This window comes from Mariniflexile jejuense, assembly GCF_042675665.1.
Lineage (GTDB): Bacteria > Bacteroidota > Bacteroidia > Flavobacteriales > Flavobacteriaceae > Mariniflexile > Mariniflexile jejuense.
This window is the reverse complement of sequence record NZ_JBHTJI010000042.1, coordinates 41,125-62,030: the sequence shown is the minus strand read 5'-3', so window position 1 is coordinate 62,030 and position 20,906 is coordinate 41,125. Positions and strand designations below refer to the sequence as shown.

General features: G+C 30.7%; 15 protein-coding genes and 1 tRNA gene. 11 read left to right on the top strand and 5 right to left on the bottom strand.

The window, feature by feature from the left end; genetic code table 11:
* Window positions 1-60 precede the first annotated feature (60 nt).
* The 7 genes from ACFQ1R_RS13410 to ACFQ1R_RS13380 all read left to right on the top strand — a co-directional run bounded on the left by ACFQ1R_RS13410 (window position 61) and on the right by ACFQ1R_RS13380 (window position 8,767).
* Window positions 61-1,308: a glycoside hydrolase family 88 protein gene (locus ACFQ1R_RS13410; protein WP_379926780.1), complete on the top strand. Its 1,248-nt coding sequence runs from the start codon at window positions 61-63 to the stop codon at window positions 1,306-1,308.
* A 46-nt stretch (window positions 1,309-1,354) separates the two neighbouring features.
* Window positions 1,355-2,677: a sugar porter family MFS transporter gene (locus ACFQ1R_RS13405; RefSeq protein ID WP_379926779.1), complete on the top strand. Its 1,323-nt coding sequence runs from the start codon at window positions 1,355-1,357 to the stop codon at window positions 2,675-2,677.
* A gap of 32 nt (window positions 2,678-2,709) precedes the next feature.
* Complete coding sequence (locus ACFQ1R_RS13400; protein ID WP_379926778.1) at window positions 2,710-3,756, top strand: GntR family transcriptional regulator; 1,047 nt, start codon at window positions 2,710-2,712, stop codon at window positions 3,754-3,756.
* Window positions 3,757-3,783: 27 nt separating this feature from the next.
* On the top strand, window positions 3,784-4,698 hold the full coding sequence (locus ACFQ1R_RS13395) for an Ig-like domain-containing protein (protein WP_379926777.1): 915 nt from the start codon (window positions 3,784-3,786) through the stop codon (window positions 4,696-4,698).
* A gap of 10 nt (window positions 4,699-4,708) precedes the next feature.
* Entirely contained in the window at window positions 4,709-6,874 is a 2,166-nt protein-coding gene (locus ACFQ1R_RS13390) for a T9SS type A sorting domain-containing protein (protein ID WP_379926776.1), read from the top strand.
* 79 nt (window positions 6,875-6,953) lie between these two features.
* Complete coding sequence (locus ACFQ1R_RS13385; protein WP_379926775.1) at window positions 6,954-7,925, top strand: type I phosphomannose isomerase catalytic subunit; 972 nt, start codon at window positions 6,954-6,956, stop codon at window positions 7,923-7,925.
* A gap of 74 nt (window positions 7,926-7,999) precedes the next feature.
* Window positions 8,000-8,767 (top strand): ThuA domain-containing protein, encoded by a 768-nt coding sequence (locus ACFQ1R_RS13380; RefSeq protein WP_379926774.1) that lies wholly within the window; start codon window positions 8,000-8,002, stop codon window positions 8,765-8,767.
* A 1,194-nt stretch (window positions 8,768-9,961) separates the two neighbouring features.
* On the opposite strand, the gene ACFQ1R_RS13375 is transcribed toward ACFQ1R_RS13380, so the two are convergent.
* Window positions 9,962-11,185: a site-specific integrase gene (locus tag ACFQ1R_RS13375; RefSeq protein ID WP_379926773.1), complete on the bottom strand. Its 1,224-nt coding sequence runs from the start codon at window positions 11,183-11,185 to the stop codon at window positions 9,962-9,964.
* A gap of 234 nt (window positions 11,186-11,419) precedes the next feature.
* A tRNA-Lys gene (locus tag ACFQ1R_RS13370) sits at window positions 11,420-11,492 on the bottom strand.
* Between the two features lie 145 nt (window positions 11,493-11,637).
* Here ACFQ1R_RS13370 and ACFQ1R_RS13365 point away from each other — a divergent pair.
* Complete coding sequence (locus ACFQ1R_RS13365; RefSeq protein WP_379926772.1) at window positions 11,638-12,159, top strand: shikimate kinase; 522 nt, start codon at window positions 11,638-11,640, stop codon at window positions 12,157-12,159.
* Here ACFQ1R_RS13365 and ACFQ1R_RS13360 read toward each other — a convergent pair.
* Window positions 12,151-12,654, bottom strand: coding sequence for a phosphoribosyltransferase family protein (locus ACFQ1R_RS13360; RefSeq protein ID WP_379926771.1), 504 nt, complete (start codon window positions 12,652-12,654; stop codon window positions 12,151-12,153). The two genes, ACFQ1R_RS13365 and ACFQ1R_RS13360, sit on opposite strands and share 9 nt — an antisense overlap.
* A gap of 53 nt (window positions 12,655-12,707) precedes the next feature.
* Window positions 12,708-13,118 (bottom strand): RNA-binding S4 domain-containing protein, encoded by a 411-nt coding sequence (locus tag ACFQ1R_RS13355; RefSeq protein WP_379926770.1) that lies wholly within the window; start codon window positions 13,116-13,118, stop codon window positions 12,708-12,710.
* Between the two features lie 166 nt (window positions 13,119-13,284).
* On the opposite strand from ACFQ1R_RS13355, the gene ACFQ1R_RS13350 reads away from it, so the two are divergent.
* The 3 genes from ACFQ1R_RS13350 (at window position 13,285) to ACFQ1R_RS13340 (ending at window position 18,815) form a co-directional block, all read left to right on the top strand.
* Window positions 13,285-14,358, top strand: a complete 1,074-nt coding sequence (locus ACFQ1R_RS13350) for an FKBP-type peptidyl-prolyl cis-trans isomerase (RefSeq protein WP_379926769.1) — start codon at window positions 13,285-13,287, stop codon at window positions 14,356-14,358.
* Window positions 14,359-14,468: 110 nt separating this feature from the next.
* Window positions 14,469-15,248, top strand: coding sequence for a nucleoside triphosphate pyrophosphohydrolase (mazG, locus tag ACFQ1R_RS13345; RefSeq protein ID WP_379926768.1), 780 nt, complete (start codon window positions 14,469-14,471; stop codon window positions 15,246-15,248).
* A 279-nt stretch (window positions 15,249-15,527) separates the two neighbouring features.
* A complete protein-coding gene (locus ACFQ1R_RS13340; RefSeq protein ID WP_379926767.1) occupies window positions 15,528-18,815 on the top strand; it encodes an Ig-like domain-containing protein in 3,288 nt (1,095 codons plus the stop codon).
* Between the two features lie 66 nt (window positions 18,816-18,881).
* Here the strand turns inward: ACFQ1R_RS13340 and ACFQ1R_RS13335 are convergent, their stop codons facing one another.
* Window positions 18,882-20,879: a DUF349 domain-containing protein gene (locus ACFQ1R_RS13335; RefSeq protein ID WP_379926766.1), complete on the bottom strand. Its 1,998-nt coding sequence runs from the start codon at window positions 20,877-20,879 to the stop codon at window positions 18,882-18,884.
* Between the last annotated feature and the right edge of the window lie 27 nt (window positions 20,880-20,906).

Genomic DNA, 20,906 nt, shown 5'->3' with positions numbered 1-20,906 from the left:
TAAAGGCAGTATTTAGATAACGAGCTTTATTGAAAATCTTAGGAAAACTGAAGTGACAATATGAATATTAAATTACGGTTTTTAGGTGCGGTTTTTGCAACATTCCTTGTGACAGGTTGTATTAGTTCTAAATCACAAGCCAATTTAGATGTTAATTTTAACGTAGATAAACAATTGGATTATTGCGTAAATCAATCTTTGGAAGCGTTGAAGCTTATTCCAGATGATGGTGAAAGTATTCCAAGGAATATCCCACCCAACTCTAAGCAATGGAAATATGTAGATTATAAAGATTGGACTAGCGGTTTTTGGCCAGGGGAGTTATGGTATTTATACGAATATACACAAAAAGATGAATTGAAAGAGGATGCTGCTAAATTTACTGAATATTTAAAACCACTTTCCGTTACACCAGCACTAGATCATGATTTAGGCTTTCAGGTATTTAATAGTTATGGAAATGGTTATAGGTTAACAAAAGATCCAGAATATAAAAGTGTTATACTTAAAGCGGCCGATACGCTTGCAACACTTTTCAATCCTAAAGTGGGAACCATACTGTCATGGCCCAGAGAAGTTCCCAATATGGAGTGGCCACAGCATAACACCATTATGGATAATATGATCAACTTAGAATTGCTGTTCTGGGCATCTAAAAATGGTGGTTCAAAAACGTTGTATGATATGGCGGTAAGCCATGCAGAGGTAACAATGAAAAACCATTTTAGACCAGATTACACATCCTATCATGTGGTAGTATATGATAAAGATACAGGAAAGAGAATAAAAGGAGTTACACATCAAGGATATAGTGATGATAGTATGTGGGCCAGAGGACAAGCTTGGGCAATTTATGGCTACACTATGGTATATAGAGAAACTAAAGATCCTAAATTTTTGGATTTTGTACATAAGGTTGCAAAAGTATATTTAGACCGTTTACCAAATGACCTTATTCCTTATTGGGATTTCGATGCACCTGATATCCCTAATGAGCCTAAGGATGCCTCAGCGGCAGCAATAGTGGCTTCATCACTTATAGAATTGTCAACTTATACTGAAGATACGGTGTTGGCTAAAGATTATCTCAAAAAAGCAGAAAGCATGTTGAAGGAGCTTTCCAATAATTATCAGAGTAGAAATAAAAACTCAGCTTGCTTATTACATTCAACAGGCCATAAACCAGCAGATTCTGAGATAGATTATTCTATTAATTATGCAGATTATTATTACGTAGAAGCCTTATTAAGATTAAAGAAAATAAAGGAAGGTATAGCTTTTAATACGTTAGCCTTGAAAAATAATTAATATGTCAATTTGACAATACTAAGCATATTAAAAATGAATAATTCATATGAATAAAAAAATTATTATATGGTCTATTACGGCTGCATTGGCCGGATTTCTTTTTGGATTTGACACCGTAGTAATCTCAGGAGCAGAAAAAAAATTACAATTATTGTGGAACTCTACAGATGTTTTTCATGGTGTAGTAGTTATTGGTATGGCTTTATGGGGAACTGTGGTTGGTGCATTTTTGGGTGGAATTCCCACTGATAGATTCGGTAGAAAAAAGACTTTAATATGGATTGGTGTTTTATACACCATTTCAGCAATAGGATCTGGGTTGGCCAATGACCCCATATCATTTGCAATATTCAGATTTATTGGGGGTTTAGGTGTAGGTGCCTCAACTATTGCTGCTCCAGCTTACATTTCTGAAATTGCACCAGCAAAGGATAGAGGCAAGTTAGTTGGTTTATATCAATTTAATATTGTGTTTGGTATTTTGGTGGCTTTTGGATCCAATTATCTGTTGAATGGTATTGGAGATAATGATTGGCGTTGGATGGTTGGAGTGGAAGCTTTTCCTGCTTTTATTTATACTTTAATGGTATTTACATTACCAAAAAGTCCTAGATGGTTACTAACTAAAGGTAAGGTTAAAGAAGCAAAAGAGGTACTGCAAATTATCAATCCAGAGCAGGATACTAATGAATTAATGGCACAAATAAAAGAAGAAATGGCTAATACTGTGCCGAACGAAAATATTTTTATAAAAAAGTATCGATTTCCAATTCTATTAGCCTTTTTAATTGCATTTTTCAATCAATTATCAGGAATCAACGCCTTGCTATATTATGCTCCTAGAATTTTAACTGAAGCTGGACTCTCTGAAAGTTCAGCTCTTTTAAGCAGTATAGGAGTAGGTGTAACCAATTTGTTGTTTACTTTTTTAGGAATTTATCTTATAGACAGGTTTGGTAGAAAGCAACTTATGTATATAGGCTCAATTGGGTATATTTTATCTTTATCATTAGTGTCTATGGCATTTTTCTTTGATTGGGAAGGTGGTTTTATGCCTGTTTTCTTATTTATGTTTATTGCTGCTCATGCTATAGGACAAGGAACAGTAATTTGGGTGTTTATTTCAGAAATATTTCCAAATCATTTAAGAGGATCTGGTCAGTCATTTGGTAGTTCGGTACATTGGGTTTTAGCTGCTGTAGTACCTTCATTAGTACCCGTATTATTTTCTACTATAGGAGCTGGATGGGTGTTTGCCATCTTTGCATTTATGATGGTTTTACAATTGCTGTTTGTTATGTTTATGATGCCAGAAACCAAGGGAAAAACATTAGAGGAACTACAGAGTATCATTTTAAAAAGTAAATAATTGTTTTTAACTAATGATTTAAAAATTTAGTTATGAATATGCTCAAGGATCTAAAGTTTGAAAATGATCCAAATAAGTTTAAGTATCAACAGATAGTGGATTGTTTTATGTTTAATATTTCTAATGGAAATATTAAACATAACGAAACAGTTCCATCTATTAATGAATTTAGTAGAATATACAATGTATCAAGAGACACTGTTGAAAAGGCATATAAAGTTTTAAAAAAAAAGAATATTATATCCGCTAGAAAAGGCAAATCTTCATATGTAAGTAGTACGAAATTAATCTCAAAATTAAATATCCTTTTTTTAATAAATAAGTTCAGTGCTTATAAACTTAAAATGTATAATTCATTTATAGAAAGTATTGGAGATGATTATCATGTGGATGTAGAAATATATAATTGCGACGAATCTCTTTTTTTAGATTTATTAGATAGAAATTTAAATAAATATGATTACTACGTTATCATGCCACATTTTAAAACTAAATATTTAGAACAAGTTAGTTTTTCAAAGGAAGCTGTTGATATTATAAAAAAAATACCAAGAGAAAAGTTAGTTATCATGGATAATAATCAGCTGTCTTTAGATGGTGATTTTATTGAAATTTATCAAGATTTTGAAAAAGATATATATAATGCGCTTCTATCAGGAATTGAAAAGATAAATAAATATAACAAACTGATATTGAGAATTCCAAAAGACACACATTATCCGTTTCATCTAAATATTATAAATGGGTTTATGAATTTTTGTACAAGGAATTCTTTGACTTTTGAAGTTTCATATGACTCCTATGATAAATTATCTTTAAATAAAGGAGATTTGTTCATTGTTCAGAATGATGATGATTTGGTTAATATGGTAGATTTGATAGGTGTTAAAAATTTAACCATTGGAAAGGATATTGGGGTTATATCTTATAATGAAACGCCTTTAAAAAGGCTATTAGGTATAACAGTAATATCCACCGATTTTCAACTTATGGGACGAACAGCTGCTCAAATGATTATAAATAATAAAAAGGGAAAAATAAAAAACCCCTTTAATTTTATTTGTAGAAATTCAATTTAAAAATTTAAGTCGCTAAAGATGATACCAATGATAAAAAATACTTTGGCCGTTGTTTTTTTGGCTTTTCTTGGTTGTAGTCCGAATCAAGAAGACTCAAATAAAAGAAATCTAGATACTGGTGGGCGTGTTGTAATAGTGAATACTATTCAAACTTTAACTGTTGGAAGATCGTTTCATCTTGAAATAGTATATCTTAATTATCAGGAAGTTATAAAAGTCCCGAAAGAAATAAAATGGTTCTCTTCTAACCCTGAAATAATATCTGTAAGCAATGAGGGTAAATTAACAGCTCATAAAACAGGGGTCGTAACTGTAACGGTTGAGGTTGAAAATTTTACCGATGTTATTGAAATTAATAGTGTATATCCTCAGAAAATAATAGATTTTTTGAGTTATAGACATTACTTGTATATAGGTGATATTTACAAGTTTAAAGCTTTGGTGTATAACGAGTTTGGAGTTATAGATGCATCAGAGATAGTTAATTGGGAGAACTCAAATCCATCTATTTTGCAAGTAGATACACAGGGTAATTCGAATGCCTTGTTTCAGGGTACTGCCGAAATTATAGCTTACAGTGGTAACATTGAAAAACGAATTCCAGTCGAAATAAGAGAAAAGAAAAATCAAGATAGGTTAATAAATATAACTGGTTTGAAAGATTATAACAACACAGGAAATGGAATATTGAAAATGGTTAATGGCCAATTAGTTTTAGAGCTACGAAATCTAAAGCTACAAGGGCCTTTAACATATTTTTATCTCACAAATCATTATAATAAAATAACCAATGCGTTAAGATTAAGGTTAGCAGAAGATGGTTCCTATTCCATTAATATTTCTGAAATCGACCCACAAGCATCACTTTATTCTTATGATTATGTTGGAATTTGGTGTGAGCTATTTAACGATATGGTAGGATTTGGAGAATTAAGCTATTAATACCAACACTATGAAAAGAGCTTTTATTATAGTTTTTTTATTTTGTTGTTTATCTGTAAAAAGCCAACAATCAGTAGCCCGAAAATGGAACGAGGTTTTACTGGAAGCGATAAGAAACGATTACGCAAGACCAACGGTCCATGCTAGAAACTTATTTCATATTTCTGCTGCCATGTTTGATGCTTGGGCTGTGTTTTCAGAAGAATCGCAATCTTATTTATTGGGAAATGATTTACATGGGTTTGTTTCTCAGTTTGAAAACTTTAAAAACATACCAGGAGCAGTTGAAAACTTAAGGGAAAAGGCCGTAAGTTATGCTGCCTATAGATTAATTATACATCGCTTTTCAAACTCACCAGGAGCCGTTAAAATAGTTCAATTAGCAAACGAACTTTTTACGGGGCAATTGGGCTATGATGCAAATTTTGTTTCCATAGATTATTCTACAGGTTCTGCTGCAGCTTTAGGCAATTATATTGCTATGCAATATATTGAATATGGGTTGCAAGATGGATCGAATGAAGCAAATAATTATGAAAATGTATATTACACGCCCATAAATGCGCCTTTAAATCCGTCTGCTATCGGAAACCAGACCATTATTGATCCCAATAGATGGCAACCACTTTCTTTTGAAGAATTTATTGATCAAAGTGGAAATGTTATTAAAGAGAAAACTCCAGCCTTTTTAAGTCCAGAATGGGGTAATGTAGCTTCATTTGCTCTTACGGAAAATGATCTTACTAATTTTGAGCGCAATTCAAAAGTGTATCATGTTTACTTTGATCCTGGACAGCCTCCTCAATTAGGAAGCAATAGTGATAATAGTGATTTGTATAAATGGGCATTTACATTAAATGCTGTGTGGGCATCACATTTATCATCAGATGATGGTGTACTTTGGGATATTTCTCCAAACACTATTGGCAATATATCTTTTTCTTCGTTTCCTACAAGCTTTTCTGATTATCCAAGTTTTTATAATTTTTTTGAAGGTGGTGACATTAGCATGGGAAGAAATCTAAATCCGGTAACAGGAGCTCCTTATCAGGTTCAAGTAGTTCCTAGAGGAGATTACACGAGGGTTCTAGCTGAATTTTGGGCTGATGGACCTGATTCTGAAACACCACCGGGACATTGGTTCGTATTGCTTAATTATGTAAGTGATCATATTTTTGAAAAAAGATTTAAAGGTGAAGGAGAGGTATTAAATGATTTAGAATGGGACATTAAATCCTATTTTATTTTGGGTGGTGTTGTACATGATGCCGCTATTGCTGCATGGGGAATAAAAGGTTGGTATGATTATATTAGACCCATTTCTGCGATCCGATATATGGCTAGTAAAGGACAGAGTACCGATAGCTCTCAGTACAATTATAATGAAGATGGCATATCTTTAATTGATGGTTACATAGAAATTGTTCAAGAAAATGATGCGTTGGCAGGAGAAAATGGAGAAAATATAGGTAAAATAAAACTCAACACATGGAAAGGGCATGACTATATTGATAATCCGGAAAATGATGTAGCAGGCGTTGGTTGGATATTGGCAGAAAATTGGTGGCCATACCAAAGACCATCTTTTGTTACACCTCCTTTTGCAGGTTATCTATCAGGACATTCCACATATTCTAGAGCAGCAGCAGAAACGTTAACCTTGCTTACGGGTTCAGAATGTTTTCCAGAAGGTTTGGGTGAGTTTATTGCAAAAAAGAATGAGTTTTTAGTTTTTGAAGAAGGGCCTAGTCAAGATGTTAAATTACAATGGGCTACTTACAGAGATGCTTCAGATCAATGTAGTTTATCAAGAATTTGGGGAGGCATTCATCCCCCTGTAGATGATATTCCGGGAAGAATTATCGGTGAAAAAATTGGTAGACAAGGTTTTGAATATTCATTGCAGTATTTTAGTGGAAAAACAAATTCAATGCCAGATTTAAATTCTGAAGTTTTAGTATATCCAAATCCTATAACTAATGAATTAAATATCAAGTTTTATAAAGAAGTGGATAGTCCAATAAATATAAATGTTTATGATATGATGGGGAAATTAGTATTAACTAAAACGTTTTTAGAATCTACTATTAAAATTAATATGGAATGTTACTCTAAAGGACTTTATCTATTAAATTTTTCAGATAAAAACTTAAATAGATTAATCGTAAAAAAGTAAAGCTTTATTAATTTATAATTTTTTAGTGAAATTATTAAAACAGAATATCAATGAAACTCAAAAGTAAACTTTTTAAAATATGAAATTATACCCATTAAAATTTGCACCTCTTTTTCAATACCGTATTTGGGGTGGTGAGAAGCTGAAAACAGTATTAAATAAAAAATATGATGAAGATTCTATTGGTGAATCTTGGGAAATATCCGATGTTGAAGGTTGTGAAACAGTAGTTTATGAAGGTGTTTTGAAAGGAACAACGCTTAAAGATTTAATAAAAGAATTTAAAGGGAGTTTTGTTGGTCAGCATGTTTACGAAAATTTTGGGGAAGATTTTCCGTTGCTCATCAAATTTATTGATGCCAAAATGCCATTATCAATTCAAGTACATCCCAGCGATGCATTAGCTAAGGAGCGTCACAATTCCTTTGGTAAAAATGAAATGTGGTATGTTATGCAAGCTGAAGAAAATGCAGAGTTAATAGTAGGTTTTAATCAAAAGGTTGAAAAAGACACTTATATAAATCATGTTAATAATGCAACTTTAGATGATATATTAAATATAGAAAAAGTTAAAAAAGGAGACACTTATTATATTCCAACAGGGCGCGTACATGCCATAGGAGCGGGTGTTTTATTGGCTGAAATTCAGCAAACATCCAATGTGACCTATCGCATTTATGATTATGAAAGGGTTGACGAAAAAACAGGAAAACAAAGGGAATTGCATACCGAATTGGCTCTAGATGCTATTGATTATAATTTTTACAATAATTATAAAACGGAATACACTACAAAAATTAATACCTCTGAAAAGCTCGTTTATTCTCCTTATTTTAAAACGAATATATTAAAAGTTAAAGGTAAACTTGAAAAGGATTATTCTAGTTTAGACTCATTTGTTATTTATATATGCATTGAAGGTAATCTAGGAATTGAATATAATGGTGTTGATTATGACATTAAACAAGGAGAAACCATTCTATTCCCAGCAAGTATAGATATTTTGAATCTAAAATCAGATAATTCCATAGTATTAGAAGTATTTTTATAGTCATCAAAATAATTATCAAAGTATTTAAGTGCATATAATAGGCATATTGCGAATATAATATATAAATAGGATGAATGAAAAGTAACAAATTAAAAGTAGTTCTGTCTGTCTTTTTAATGCTGTTTTTTATTTTTTCAATAGGAGCACAGCAATTTAAAGTATTACTTTTTACCAAAACGGTTGGATTTCATCACGAATCTATTTTAGAAGGGGTTAGGGGTATTCGATCCTTAGCGGCAAAACATGACTTTATAGTTGATTGGCAAGAAAACTCTAATGTTTTTAATGATGAAAACCTTAGTAAATACCAATGCGTTGTTTTTTTAAGTACTACTGGAGATATTTTAAATGAAAATGAGCAAAAGTCCTTTGAAAAATTTATAAGAAATGGCAATGGTTTTGTGGGAGTTCATTCTGCTTCTAACACTGAAACAGATTGGTTGTTTTTTACAAAAATGTTAGGAATGACCTTTAAAATTCATCCCTTAGTTCAAACAGCTTATATAAAAGTTGAAGACAGTAATTTTCCAGGTATGGAGCGTTTTCCAAAAAAAATGCTTTGGACAGATGAATGGTATGAGTTTAATATGCCTGCAATTTCACCAAACCTAAATTATTTATTGTCCGTTGATGAAAAAACATATAAACCATACATCAAATTTAATAATCAAGAAGGGAATGGTATGGGGGAATTTCATCCAACAGCTTGGTATCAATTTTATGAAGGCGGAAGATCGTTCTATACAAGTTTAGGTCACATAGATGCCATATATTCTGATGAAATGTTTTTAGAGCATTTATTTGGAGGGATTTATTGGGCTGCTACGGGTAAAGGTTTGTGAAAATGGAAACCTATAAGATTTTAATTTAAATGCTTTTAGTTCTTTAAAAAAGCAACTAGAATATTAAAAAATGAATAATCATAATCTGATGATATTTCTTCGAGCCCATTTTTTTTTTTTTTTTTTGCTCAGATTCTCTACTTTTTGACCGATACCTAAATACTGGAATTACTACATTAGACTGGACATTAGATTGATTGCGAGATTTAGAGTTACAAAATTTAACTTTGAATCATGAAAAAAAGAAACATAAATTAATGCACATGATTTAAGCAAAGGGATCGTTTAAATTTATGGGACCTGATAAGTTTGTGTTATTCCAAAATTTTAAAATTCATAGAATTTTGGTATTTGTAGATAATATTTAGTTCTTTTTGTTTACTTCTAACCTTAGAAAGCTAAAATAGTATATTTAGGTGTCTTAATAGGTGTTACAATATTAAATATAATGCTTATTATGTTGGTATACAGGTGTTTATGATAAGTGTTTCAGGCCCTGTCATCCCTACAAAATAGGTGTTAATGGACATGGATAAAAATTTAATTATATTATTTTCAATTGTTTAAATTTTATTTGATATCATTTGATTCGCTTTAAAACCATTTTTTAGGTGTCCTATTTTTACTAGATTTAGGTTAATTACATATTTTTAGATCTAATACATTTATAGATTAGGCTTTTGTTTAACGGATTGTTTTGCTTAAACGGAAGAAATGAAGACTTCGACAACATTTAGTATGTGTTTTTAGATAAGAAAACATTTAGGACTAAAGATAACGATTTCACTATTTAAGGATCACGTATGCAAGTACATCGTTTTAAAACTATTAAAATAGGTTCACAACAAAGATGAAGTGTATTTGGTTAAGGAAATTGTGAATAATTTGGGAATTGATTTTGAAATTGATTACTTGGATATATAAGTTGTCAAAGGTAATAAGAAGCGTAGGTTGTCTTATCAAAGTTTAAATCAAAAAATTGTATATAGGCATGACATAACTAGAAATGTTAGAAACAAAAGCTCAAAAAAAATGTCTATGTAATTTCTAAATTTGGCTTAGGTGAAAATGAGAAATTGACTGTAAGATTAAAGGGCTACATCGGAATAAAGCAGTAAATTGGAAACCGAGCTTAAATAGTAAAGTCATGAAAGATTTTTGAACTTGCATGACTTATTAAATGTTTTCGATTTTTTATGAGTTTAATTTGTTTTTTAATTTCTCCATGTCTACACTTACTTTTTCTTCAATTACCCTAGCATAAATTTGGGTTGTGGAAATTTTGGTGTGCCCTAATAGTTTTGATACGGTTTCAATAGGTACACCATTACTTAAAGTTACAGTGGTTGCAAATGTATGGCGAGCCATATGAAAAGTTAAGTTCTTTTTTATACCACATATATCAGCAATTTCTTTTAAATAACTATTCATCCGTTGGTTAGAAATAGAGGGTAGTAGCCCTTTAGTAAATATGGTTCTGGGGTGGTCTTTATATTTTTTTATTATCAATTCTGTGGTAGGTAACATTGGTATTTTATAAGGAATGCCAGTTTTGTTTCTTTGACTCATTATCCAATTATTTCCATCAATTCCTTTTAGTATATTATTATTGGTTAAGCTCATAATATCACTATATGATATCCCAGTATAACAACTGAATAAGAATAAATCTTTTACTACAGAGATTCTTTCAATTGGAGATGTCAGGTTTTCAATACTCTTAAGTTCTGAATTCGTAAGAAAATCACGTTCTTTTTTTTCTATGACTGGTTTATATTTAACAAATGGATCTCTAATAATCCATTCAATGTGGTATGCTAAGGTTATCATTTTCCGAAGTCTTTGAATATGCTTCATGATGGCATTGTTTCCAATTTTACCTTGATAATGTTTCGGTTGGTATGATCTTAGAAAATTTTCAAAACCTAAAACAAAAGAATAATCTAAATCATGTAATAAGATTTCCGTAGTGTTGTATTCATTTAATATATACTCATTAATATATTTTTGGCTTGTTTTATAATGGCACAATGTTTTTTCAGATAATTTATGTGCCATTTTATTGTTATGATAATCAATTATATCTTGAAGATTATAGTTTTTTTTGTCTTCGCCTAAAAACCTACCTTTTATTTGTTGTGGTGAGGGTGTTTTATCTTCAGATTTCAAATCACGATAACATTGAACTAAATTTGATTTAATATCATCGAGATAAAAATTGATTTTTCGAGCCGTAATTCCATTTCCTTTGGCTTTTTGTCGATTCGGATCCCAGGTTTTTATATCAATTTTCTGCTTTAAACTTAGGTTGACTCTTTTGCCGTTGACCGTAATACGGGCATAAATATCGGCTTGTTCATTAGTTGCTCTGGTTGTGTATACCCAAAAGAGTATTGAAAATGTTGATGAAGTGCGCATAGTTGTTGTCTTTAAAGTGTTAAACATTTATAGACGAAAGTCAAATCAACTATTTTACTGATTATCAGATTCTTACAAGGATAATCGTCAACATAATTTTTTTCTGTATCAATGTTGACGATTTGCGACCTTTTAAAATCAAATCATATCAAATAAAATGATACCCTAAAAACTATAAAACCTTGCTAATCATAAGATTAGCAAGGTTTTGATTTCGGATGATATCCTACTTAGTGACCGGGCTGGGATTCGAACCCAGGACCCTTTCATTAAAAGTGAAATGCTCTACCAACTGAGCTACCAGGTCTTGTTTTTTGTTTGCTAGCGTATTACCGTTAGCGGGTGCAAATATAAAACCTATTTTTAATAAAACAAGGCTTTTTTTAAAGAAATTTTCGTTTTTTTGCACCTTTAAAACGTATGTTTTTAATAATCAATTTATAACGCTTTAAATGATTTTAATTTTAATAGGATATATGGCTTCTGGAAAGTCGACTTTAGGTAGGATTTTAGCTAAAAAACTAAATTATGAGTTTTTAGACTTAGATGATTACATAGAGGCAAATGAAAATACTACGATAAGTAATATATTTAAGTTAGAAGGTGAAATTTATTTCAGAAAAAAAGAAACTTTTTATTTAAAGAAACTTTTAGAGTCAAAAACCAATTTAGTATTGTCTTTAGGTGGAGGCACACCATGTTACAGTAATAACATGGAAATGATATTAAATGCTAATAACGCTAAAAGTATTTATTTAAAAGCTTCAATACCTACTTTAATTGCTAGATTAAAGAATGAAAAAAGCAAACGTCCATTAATTGCTCATATTGAAACAGACGAGTTGTTAGAGGAATTCATAGGAAAGCATCTGTTTGAACGTTCTCAATACTATAGTTTGGCAAATGCAACTTTAAGTACAGATAATAAATCTGAAAAAGATATTATTGAAGAATTAATTGTGAAGCTATTCTAAAATAACTTCAAATTTTTTGCCATCAAGTATTACATTTACATGTTCATGTAACGATGTTGATAATGAAATACCTTTAAAATCGGCCTTAACTGGGTATTTTTTATGGTTTCTGTTAACTAAAACAGCTGTTTTAAATTGTTTTAAAGGCACGTTTAAAAAATGTTTTACACCATAAATTAAAGTTGTGCCTGAATTTAAAACATCATCAACCAAGACTAACGATTTGTTTTCATAATCTTCAACTTGAATAGATGTTTTAATTGGTAAATGCGGATTTTTTTTATCAATACTAACCTTGCATAAAACAGGATTTATATCCGATATTTTTTGAAGTACTGTTTTTAATTTTTTTGCAAAAATATAGCCATTACTGTCTATTCCTGCCAATATAACTTCAGTTTCATTTACATTACTTTCATAAATTTGAAAAGCTATACGTCTTATTTTATGGTTAATTTCATCATGATTTAAAATCACATTATTAGTTACATTCATAGCAGTTGCTTAGTATTAAAGTATAAAATTACTTATTTTATCTGAATTTAAAATTATTCTTCAGCATCCAAATCTTTAAAAATAGAATTTTCTAAAGAAGCATCATCAGTAAAATCATCAATATCTCGTCTATCTTTTTTAGTTGGTCTGCCAACACCTTTTTTTCTGTAATAATCTTTAGAGTATTTTAAAAGTTCTTGAGCTTCAAACTGTTCTTTTGGCGTCGTGTCGGTTCTATAAATATCAACCAATTTAGCGCCAACTCTACTTTCAGGAATATCATTAACGGTAAGTTTGTAGTTAATTTGGTCTTTTCTAAGTTCAATAACATCTTGTGCATAAACTTCTCTGCTAGGTTTAACAACCTCTTGGTTTACACGTATGTGTCCTTTTTTACACGCTATAGTAGCTAGCGTTCTTGTTTTGTAATATCTAACACACCATAAATACTTGTCTATACGCATACAATTATTGTGAAAACTACGTTAATGTTGTTATGCAAAATTATATTAAAATTGTATCTTGCGGCTCAAAAATAAGGAATAATAAAAAACATTCGAAGTTATTTAATATTAAAAAAAGAATGTTTAGAAAACATGTTATTAGTTCTTAAAAAATAAAAAATTTCAAATGAATTTAAGAAAAGTAAGTTTTTTTATATTGTTTTTAGTGTTAGCTGTAGCATCTTGTAAAAAAGATGATCCTGTTACCGAAGTTATTGTTGAGATAGAAGATAGAACAGAGCAACAACTTAAAGACATGGATTCTTTAAATAAATATTTAGAAAACCATTATTATAATTCAGAATATATTGAAAGTTTAGGCACAAATGCAAGCATTTCTGACATTGAAATTAAAAAGCTAGAAACAGGACAAACCGATGCGCCAGTTGGCTATACCATGCTTAAAAAAGGAGATGTTTTAGCGCCTAAATTAGTTAAGTATTCAGTAAAGTATGAAGATACAGATTATGAATATTTTGTACTTAATTTAAATATTGGTGGAGGTATTAACTCGCCAAAATTTTCAGATAAAATACGTTTTAATTATGAAGGCTTTACGTTAGAAGATGCTGTTTTTGATTATTCAGTTTTTCCTTTTGATAGTGATTTGGTAGGGAATGGAGTTACAACTTTTGGTCTTATACCTGGTTGGAAAAAAATAATGCCATCTTTTAAAACAGCCGAAAGTTTTGTTGAAAATAGCGATGGCACTATAAGTTATACTAATAAAGGTTTAGGAGTTATGTTTTTGCCTTCAGGACTAGCCTATTTTTCTAATGCAACAACAGGTATTCCTGCATATTCACCTATTATTTTTAAATTTGAATTATTACAAATGTTTGAAAATGACCATGATGGTGATGGAATCCCTTCATATTTAGAAGGTGCTGATGATGATTTTGAATTTACTTTAAACACAGATGAAGATTTTACAAGTGATAGTTACGGAAATGTTTATCCAAGATATAATTATATAGATAACGATGATGATGGTGATGGTAAATTAACTAAAGATGAAATTATAATAACAACGTTTACAGCAGATACCGTAGAGGCAGTTAGAAGTAAATCTTTAGCCTATAATGAAGTATTATTAAACAAGATAATAGATAATAGAAACGGTACATATACAGGTACTATTATTAAATTTAAAGATACAGTTGTTGGCGAACCATTTGATTATTTAGATAAAGATAATTAGAATAAATTTTATACATATAGTTTAAAAATCCAGTTTTTACTGGATTTTTTGTTTTAAATGAGATATAAATAAAGTTATTTATAGTTGTATTTTTACCAAAAACAAATTACATGAATACAAGAGAACAGCAACTAAAAGCCTTTGATAGATTACTAACAATAATGGATGAATTACGTGCAGGTTGCCCTTGGGATAAAAAGCAAACCATGGAAACCTTACGCCATTTAACCATTGAAGAAACCTACGAACTTGGTGATGCCATTTTAGATAACGATTTAGAAGAAGTAAAAAAGGAATTAGGCGATGTTTTATTACATATTGTATTCTACTCAAAAATAGGTAGTGAAACAAACCATTTTGATATAGCCGATGTATGCAATAATATATGTGAAAAGTTAATAAATAGACATCCGCATATTTATGGTGATGTTAAAGTTGAAAATGAAGAAGATGTAAAACGAAATTGGGAAAATTTAAAACTAAAAGAAGGCAAAAAAAGTGTTTTAGAAGGTGTTCCTAAAAGTTTACCAGCATTAGTAAAAGCCAACAGAATACAAGAAAAAGTAGCAGGTGTTGGATTCGATTGGGAAAAACCAGAACAAGTATGGGAAAAAGTAAAAGAAGAACTTCAAGAATTTAAAGATGAAATTGATAATGGCAACAAAGACGCTATGGAAAGTGAGTTTGGCGATGTGTTGTTTTCAATGGTTAACTATGCCCGTTTTTTAAATATCAACCCAGAAAATGCCTTAGAACGAACTAATAAAAAATTCTCAAAACGCTTTCAATATTTAGAAGAAAAAGCACAAGCCATGAATAAGCCGTTAAAAAACATGACTTTAGCTGAAATGGATGTGTTTTGGGAGGAAGCAAAGCGATTGCCAAAATAAATATTGGAAAATCTAGGATTTTCAAATATTACAATTTGGGAGGAAGCAAAGCGATTGCCAAAATAAATATTGGAAAATCTAGGATTTTCAAATATTACAGTTTTTTGGGAAGTAAAGTTATTACCAAAATACTCTTCAGAACGAAGCTAAAACCTTTAAACGTATTAAAAGGTTTTTTATCTTACACATCATTTAAATATTAAATATTTGCAAGATATTTAATTAATTAATTAAAATATATATATTGAATTATTAATGTATAAAATTGCTAGCTGCACAATGTTTTGCGTTGTGTTTTTCTTTTTAATAAGTAATTTGTGTTTAGCACAAACTACAAACATAGCACCTTTATTAACAGCTACAGGAAATCAGGCATATTGTGCAAAAAGCCAAATTAATATTGTTACCGATTTCAATATAGTTGATCCTGATGATACTAAAACAGAGGCATTGTATGTACAAATATCAACAGGATATAGTAATGGTGAGGATACTTTAATACTTACAGGTTCGCACCCAACTATTACAACTTCATGGAACGCATTAGAAGGTAAACTAACATTAAGTAGTATTACTACAAGTTTAGTTAGTTATACTGATTTTATAGCTGCTGTTAAAGCTATTGTTTTTCAAAGCTCTTCAAATAACCCAACTAATAAAGAATTTTCAATAACCGTTGGAGATGCTAATTATTTACCATCAACAGACCATTATTATCAATACGTTCCTTCTTTGGGAATTACATGGTCTTCAGCCAAAACAGCTGCTGAAAGCAGTACCTATTTTGGGCTACAAGGTTATTTGGCAACTATAACATCAGTAGAAGAAGCGCAATTATGTGGCGAACAAGCTGCAGGTGCAGGTTGGATTGGAGGAAGCGATGCAGAAACTGAAGGTACTTGGAAATGGGTAACTGGTCCAGAGGCAGGAACCGTTTTTTGGAATGGGGATAATAATGGATCAACGACAACATATTCAAATTGGAATATTAATCAACCAGACAATGCGCATGGTGGTGTAGGAGAAGATTATTTACATATTACAGATCCTTCTATTGGAATAAAAGGTGCTTGGAACGATTTAAGAGTTGCAGGAGATTCACCAGGTGTTTATCACCCAAAAGGTTATATTGTAGAATATGGAGGTATGCCAGGAGATCCAATTTTAAATATCGCTACAAGCACAAGTATTTATACAGCATCAATAATCAATACAAAACCAGCGTCGGTGTGCGCAAGTGGTATTATGACTTTAGAAGCAACTGCTTCTGCAGGTGCTAGTGTTTTATGGTATGATGCCCCAACTGGTGGTACGTTATTAACTACTAATACTGTCTTTACAACACCAAACTTAACTACCACAACAACGTATTATGCACTAGCATCGCTTAATGGATGTACAACAGGTTTTAGAACGCCAGTTTTTGCAACAGTACATCAAATTCCATCTATTACTTCGGTTACAAATACTGTAGTATGCGAAACAGGTTCAGGCACACTATCTGCAACAGCCTCGGCAGGGTTAATAAATTGGTATAGTTCACCAATTGGTGGCGTATCATTAGCCACAGGAACATCCTTTAATACGCCTGTATTAAATACAACCACAACGTATTATGTAGATGCAACAAATAATGGTTGTACAACTTTAACAAGAACACCAATTACCGTAACGGTTCAAAAAACACCGTTGCCTACTGCAAATACTACACAACGCTTTTGTGATATTGAAAACCCAACTATTTCTAATTTAGTTGCTACAGGAAGTGCTATTTTATGGTATGCATCAAATACTGGAGGCATGCCTTTAAATAGCTCAGAAGCGTTAGTGTCAAACACTATTTATTATGCATCGCAAACTATAAACACTTGTGAAAGTGTTAGTAGAGTAGCTGTTACAGTTATTATTGATGAAACAGTTGTTTTACCACAATCTCAAGATATTCCTGTTTTATATGAATGCGATACGATGCTTGATGGTAGCGACACAAATGGTTATACAAACTTTAATTTAACTAGCAATGAAACGATATTGCTGAATGGAAAATTGGCATCAAATTACAATTTCAGCTATTTTATTGATTCAGCTTATACTATTCCAATAACAACACCTTCAAATGCGTTTTTAAACACTATTCAAGGTGGTCAAACAATTTATGTTCGCATAGCAAACAATCTTAATAATTTATGTTATACTGATGCTTCTTTTGAAATTAAAGTGAATGAATTACCAGTTGTTCAAACAGCTATTATTTTTAAGAATTGTGATGAAGATGGTACGCCTGATGGTTTTACAAATTTTAATTTGGAAGAAGTAAATAATGTACTTTCCAATAACAATTCTTCTAATTTAAGTTTTACGTACTATTTAACATATAATGACGCTAATTTAGGTAATAATGAAATAGCTTCAATTTTCAACAATCAAATAGCAAATACAATATTTGTTCGCGTTGAAAATGGTAATACTTGCTATCGTGTAGCTACAGTAAACTTGCAAGTTTCAACAACGTCTTTTACATCAGGTTATTTTGAAGAACTAACAATGTGTGATGATGATGCAATTATAGATGGAAAAAATGTATTTAATTTAACAAGTGTTTCACCACATTTGCTTGCAAATTTTCCTTTAGGCCAAAATTTAAGTGTTCATTATTTTGAAACATTAAACGATGCCTTATTAGAGCAAAATGAAATTATTAATCAAACTAGTTACACAAACAAAAAGCCATTTTCTCAAGTAATTTATGTTCGTGTTGAAAGTGAAGATAATGGTGATTGTTTTGGTGTTGGACCACATTTAAAGTTAACCGTTAACCCACGACCAGAATTTGAGGTTGATAACACTGCCATTTACTGTTTAGATAATAATCCCATTAGATTAACCACATTTAATCCCAAAGGAAATTATACATACCAATGGAAAGATGAAGCTGGGTTACTAGTAAGTAGTTTGCCTTATGCCGAAGTTATTTCTGGTGGTAGATATAGCGTTATTGCAACATCAACTTTTGGTTGCGAATCGTTTCCTGTTGTTTTTAATGTTGTAGAATCGGCTATTGCAAATATTAATTTAGATGATATTACAATAGTTGAATTATCCGATAATAATAGTATAACCATAAATAATGAAAATAATAATTTAGGTATTGGCGATTATGAGTTTTCATTGGATGCTGTTGATGGTCCTTACCAAGACGAACCATTTTTTAGTAAAGTAGGTGCAGGTTCGCATATTATTTATGTGAAAGATAAAAATTTATGTGGTATAGCACAATTGGAAGTTTTTATACTTGGCTTTCCAAAATATTTCACACCAAATAATGATGGGTTTAATGATATATGGCAAGTTAAAGGTTTGGGTAATAATTTTTCAAACACTTCAACTGTAAAAGTTTTTGACCGCTATGGTAAACTTATTAAACAATTAAATGCTAAAAATGGTACTTGGGATGGCACTTTTAATGGACAACCACTTACCAATTCAGACTATTGGTTTATTGCCGAATTAGTTGAAGTTTCAGGTAATGTAGTAACCTATAAAGGGCATTTTAGTTTAGTTAGGTAATAAATGTGAATGTTAAGAAAAAAAAATGACTCAAGAAAACTTGAGCCATTTTACAATTTTTAAACTTTAATACATTTCCTTAATCATACTAAGTTTACTTTTCCAAAGTTTTAATTCGTCTTTGTGAGCTTTTATGTTTTTATGAACATCTTTAACTAATGGATTGTCATCATCAACATTAGTAAAAAATTGTAAGTTATTTTCTAATTGATTGATTTGACTTTTAACTTCATCAATCTTTTTTCTAATAAAGTTTCGTTCATAATCTAAATCTTTATTATCATCTGAAGCAGAAATTGCATCAAGTTTGTTTTCAAACTTAATCATTTCAACTTCATTTTTATCCATTTTTAAGGTTGTTAAAAACTCTTCAATAGCTTTATTAAATTTACCTTCAATATAGCGTTTATCGTTTGGTACTCTACCAAGTTCTTTCCAAGTATTTATAAAGTCTTTTATGCTTTCAACATCTTTTTCTTTATTACCAGTAGATTTTAAATCTTTAAGTGAATCTAGAAGTTTGGTTTTGTTATTAAAAGCATTTAAACTTTCTTTATTGGCTGCATTTTTTGTGGCATGTATTCTATCAAAATAAAAATTACATGCTGCTTTAAAGCGTTTCCAAATTTTATCGCTGTCTTTTCGTGGTACGTGTCCAATTTTTTTCCAATCACTTTGAATTTTTTTCATCAATGCGGTTGCAACTTCAAAATCATCACTGTCTTTATTGTCTTCAGCAATTTTAATTAATTCTAATTTTTTTTGAAGATTGGTATATTGGTCTTTCTTTAAATCTTTGTAAAACGCATTTTTTTTACGATTAAATGTTCGTACAGATTCTTTAAACTTTGCCCAAGTAGCCTCATTTACTTTGCTAGGTACTTTACCAATGCTAAAAAAAGTTTCGCGTAAAGCTTCTATTTCTTTAATTTTTTTCTGCCAAGCATTATGCGAGTTTACATTTTCGGTACTTATTGTATTTATGGCATTTATAACTTCCAGTTTCTTTTCAAGGTTTAGTTCGTAAACTTTATCAATTTCTTGGTAGTATAATTGGCGTTTATCGTTTATTGTTTTTGTGGCAGCTTTAAATTTGTTCCATATAGTTTCACGATGTTCTCTATCAACAGGTCCAAGTTCTTCTTTCCACATTTTATGAAGCTCTTGAATTTCTCTAAAAGCGCGCATCACATTATCGTCTTTGGCAAGTTCTTCAGCACGTTCAATAATTAATAATTTTCGCTCTAAATTGTGCTTAAAATCTAAATCACGTAAGTCGCGGTTTAAATGTAAAAAGTCGTAAAACATTTCTACATGGTGATGGTAACTATTCCAAGCATTATTGTACTTGTCTCTTGGAATTGGACCAGTTGTGCGCCAACGTTCTTGTAATTCTTTAAAATGTTTGTAAGTAGTATTTATGTTTTCTTCAACATTAATTAAGCCTTTTAATTCTTCTATAATTTCAAGTTTATCGGCTAAATTTTGTTTTAAGTTTTTCTCTAAATTTTGATAATGGTCGTTAAGTTTTTTTCTATAATCGTGGTAGGCTTCTTTAAAACGTTTTTGTATTGGTGATGAGTAGTAGAAATCTATTTCGTTGCCACCATCGTTTAAAAAATCTTCCTTTTTTTCGTCTAATAGCGATTGAAATTTTTCTTTAAACTCACTGTTTATTGCATCTACATGCGATTTTATAGCTTGAACTTTTTCGTTTTTGGTAAGTGTTTCTAACTCTATGGTTAATGCCTCCAACGACATTTTATCATACGCTTTTACTTCAATAGTATGGCGTTCTTTATTGCCTTCATCTTCTGCATCTTCAGCATTCGAATCTTCAATTTCATTTAAAACAGCATCATGGTCGGTGTCTGAATTTGCACTATCATCAACAGTTTCAGCAGTAGTACTAGCTTTTTCTTCTGGAACAGTAGCTTCTTCAACTATTTCAGGTTCATTAGCTTCTACGGGCTTTTTTTCATCTAAGTTGTTATCTGAATGACTCACATTCTTATTAACTTCTTCTTCTCCTTCTGCTTTTGGCAGGTTATTTATATCAGACATTTTAAAAATGTTATGGTTCGTGTTTGT

Excerpts from the sequence above, each read along its gene's own strand:
- ACFQ1R_RS13335 (WP_379926766.1), bottom strand. The coding sequence starts at position 20,879 with ATGTCTGATATAAATAACCTGCCAAAAGCAGAAGGAGAAGAAGAAGTT.
- ACFQ1R_RS13390 (WP_379926776.1), top strand. The coding sequence starts at position 4,709 with ATGAAAAGAGCTTTTATTATAGTTTTTTTATTTTGTTGTTTATCTGTA.
- ACFQ1R_RS13385 (WP_379926775.1), top strand. The coding sequence starts at position 6,954 with ATGAAATTATACCCATTAAAATTTGCACCTCTTTTTCAATACCGTATT.
- ACFQ1R_RS13360 (WP_379926771.1), bottom strand. The coding sequence starts at position 12,654 with ATGAATGTAACTAATAATGTGATTTTAAATCATGATGAAATTAACCAT.
- ACFQ1R_RS13375 (WP_379926773.1), bottom strand. The coding sequence starts at position 11,185 with ATGCGCACTTCATCAACATTTTCAATACTCTTTTGGGTATACACAACC.
- ACFQ1R_RS13410 (WP_379926780.1), top strand. The coding sequence starts at position 61 with ATGAATATTAAATTACGGTTTTTAGGTGCGGTTTTTGCAACATTCCTT.
- ACFQ1R_RS13380 (WP_379926774.1), top strand. The coding sequence starts at position 8,000 with ATGAAAAGTAACAAATTAAAAGTAGTTCTGTCTGTCTTTTTAATGCTG.
- ACFQ1R_RS13355 (WP_379926770.1), bottom strand. The coding sequence starts at position 13,118 with ATGCGTATAGACAAGTATTTATGGTGTGTTAGATATTACAAAACAAGA.
- ACFQ1R_RS13400 (WP_379926778.1), top strand. The coding sequence starts at position 2,710 with ATGAATATGCTCAAGGATCTAAAGTTTGAAAATGATCCAAATAAGTTT.
- ACFQ1R_RS13350 (WP_379926769.1), top strand. The coding sequence starts at position 13,285 with ATGAATTTAAGAAAAGTAAGTTTTTTTATATTGTTTTTAGTGTTAGCT.
- ACFQ1R_RS13340 (WP_379926767.1), top strand. The coding sequence starts at position 15,528 with ATGTTTTGCGTTGTGTTTTTCTTTTTAATAAGTAATTTGTGTTTAGCA.
- mazG (WP_379926768.1), top strand. The coding sequence starts at position 14,469 with ATGAATACAAGAGAACAGCAACTAAAAGCCTTTGATAGATTACTAACA.
- ACFQ1R_RS13365 (WP_379926772.1), top strand. The coding sequence starts at position 11,638 with ATGATTTTAATTTTAATAGGATATATGGCTTCTGGAAAGTCGACTTTA.
- ACFQ1R_RS13405 (WP_379926779.1), top strand. The coding sequence starts at position 1,355 with ATGAATAAAAAAATTATTATATGGTCTATTACGGCTGCATTGGCCGGA.
- ACFQ1R_RS13395 (WP_379926777.1), top strand. The coding sequence starts at position 3,784 with ATGATAAAAAATACTTTGGCCGTTGTTTTTTTGGCTTTTCTTGGTTGT.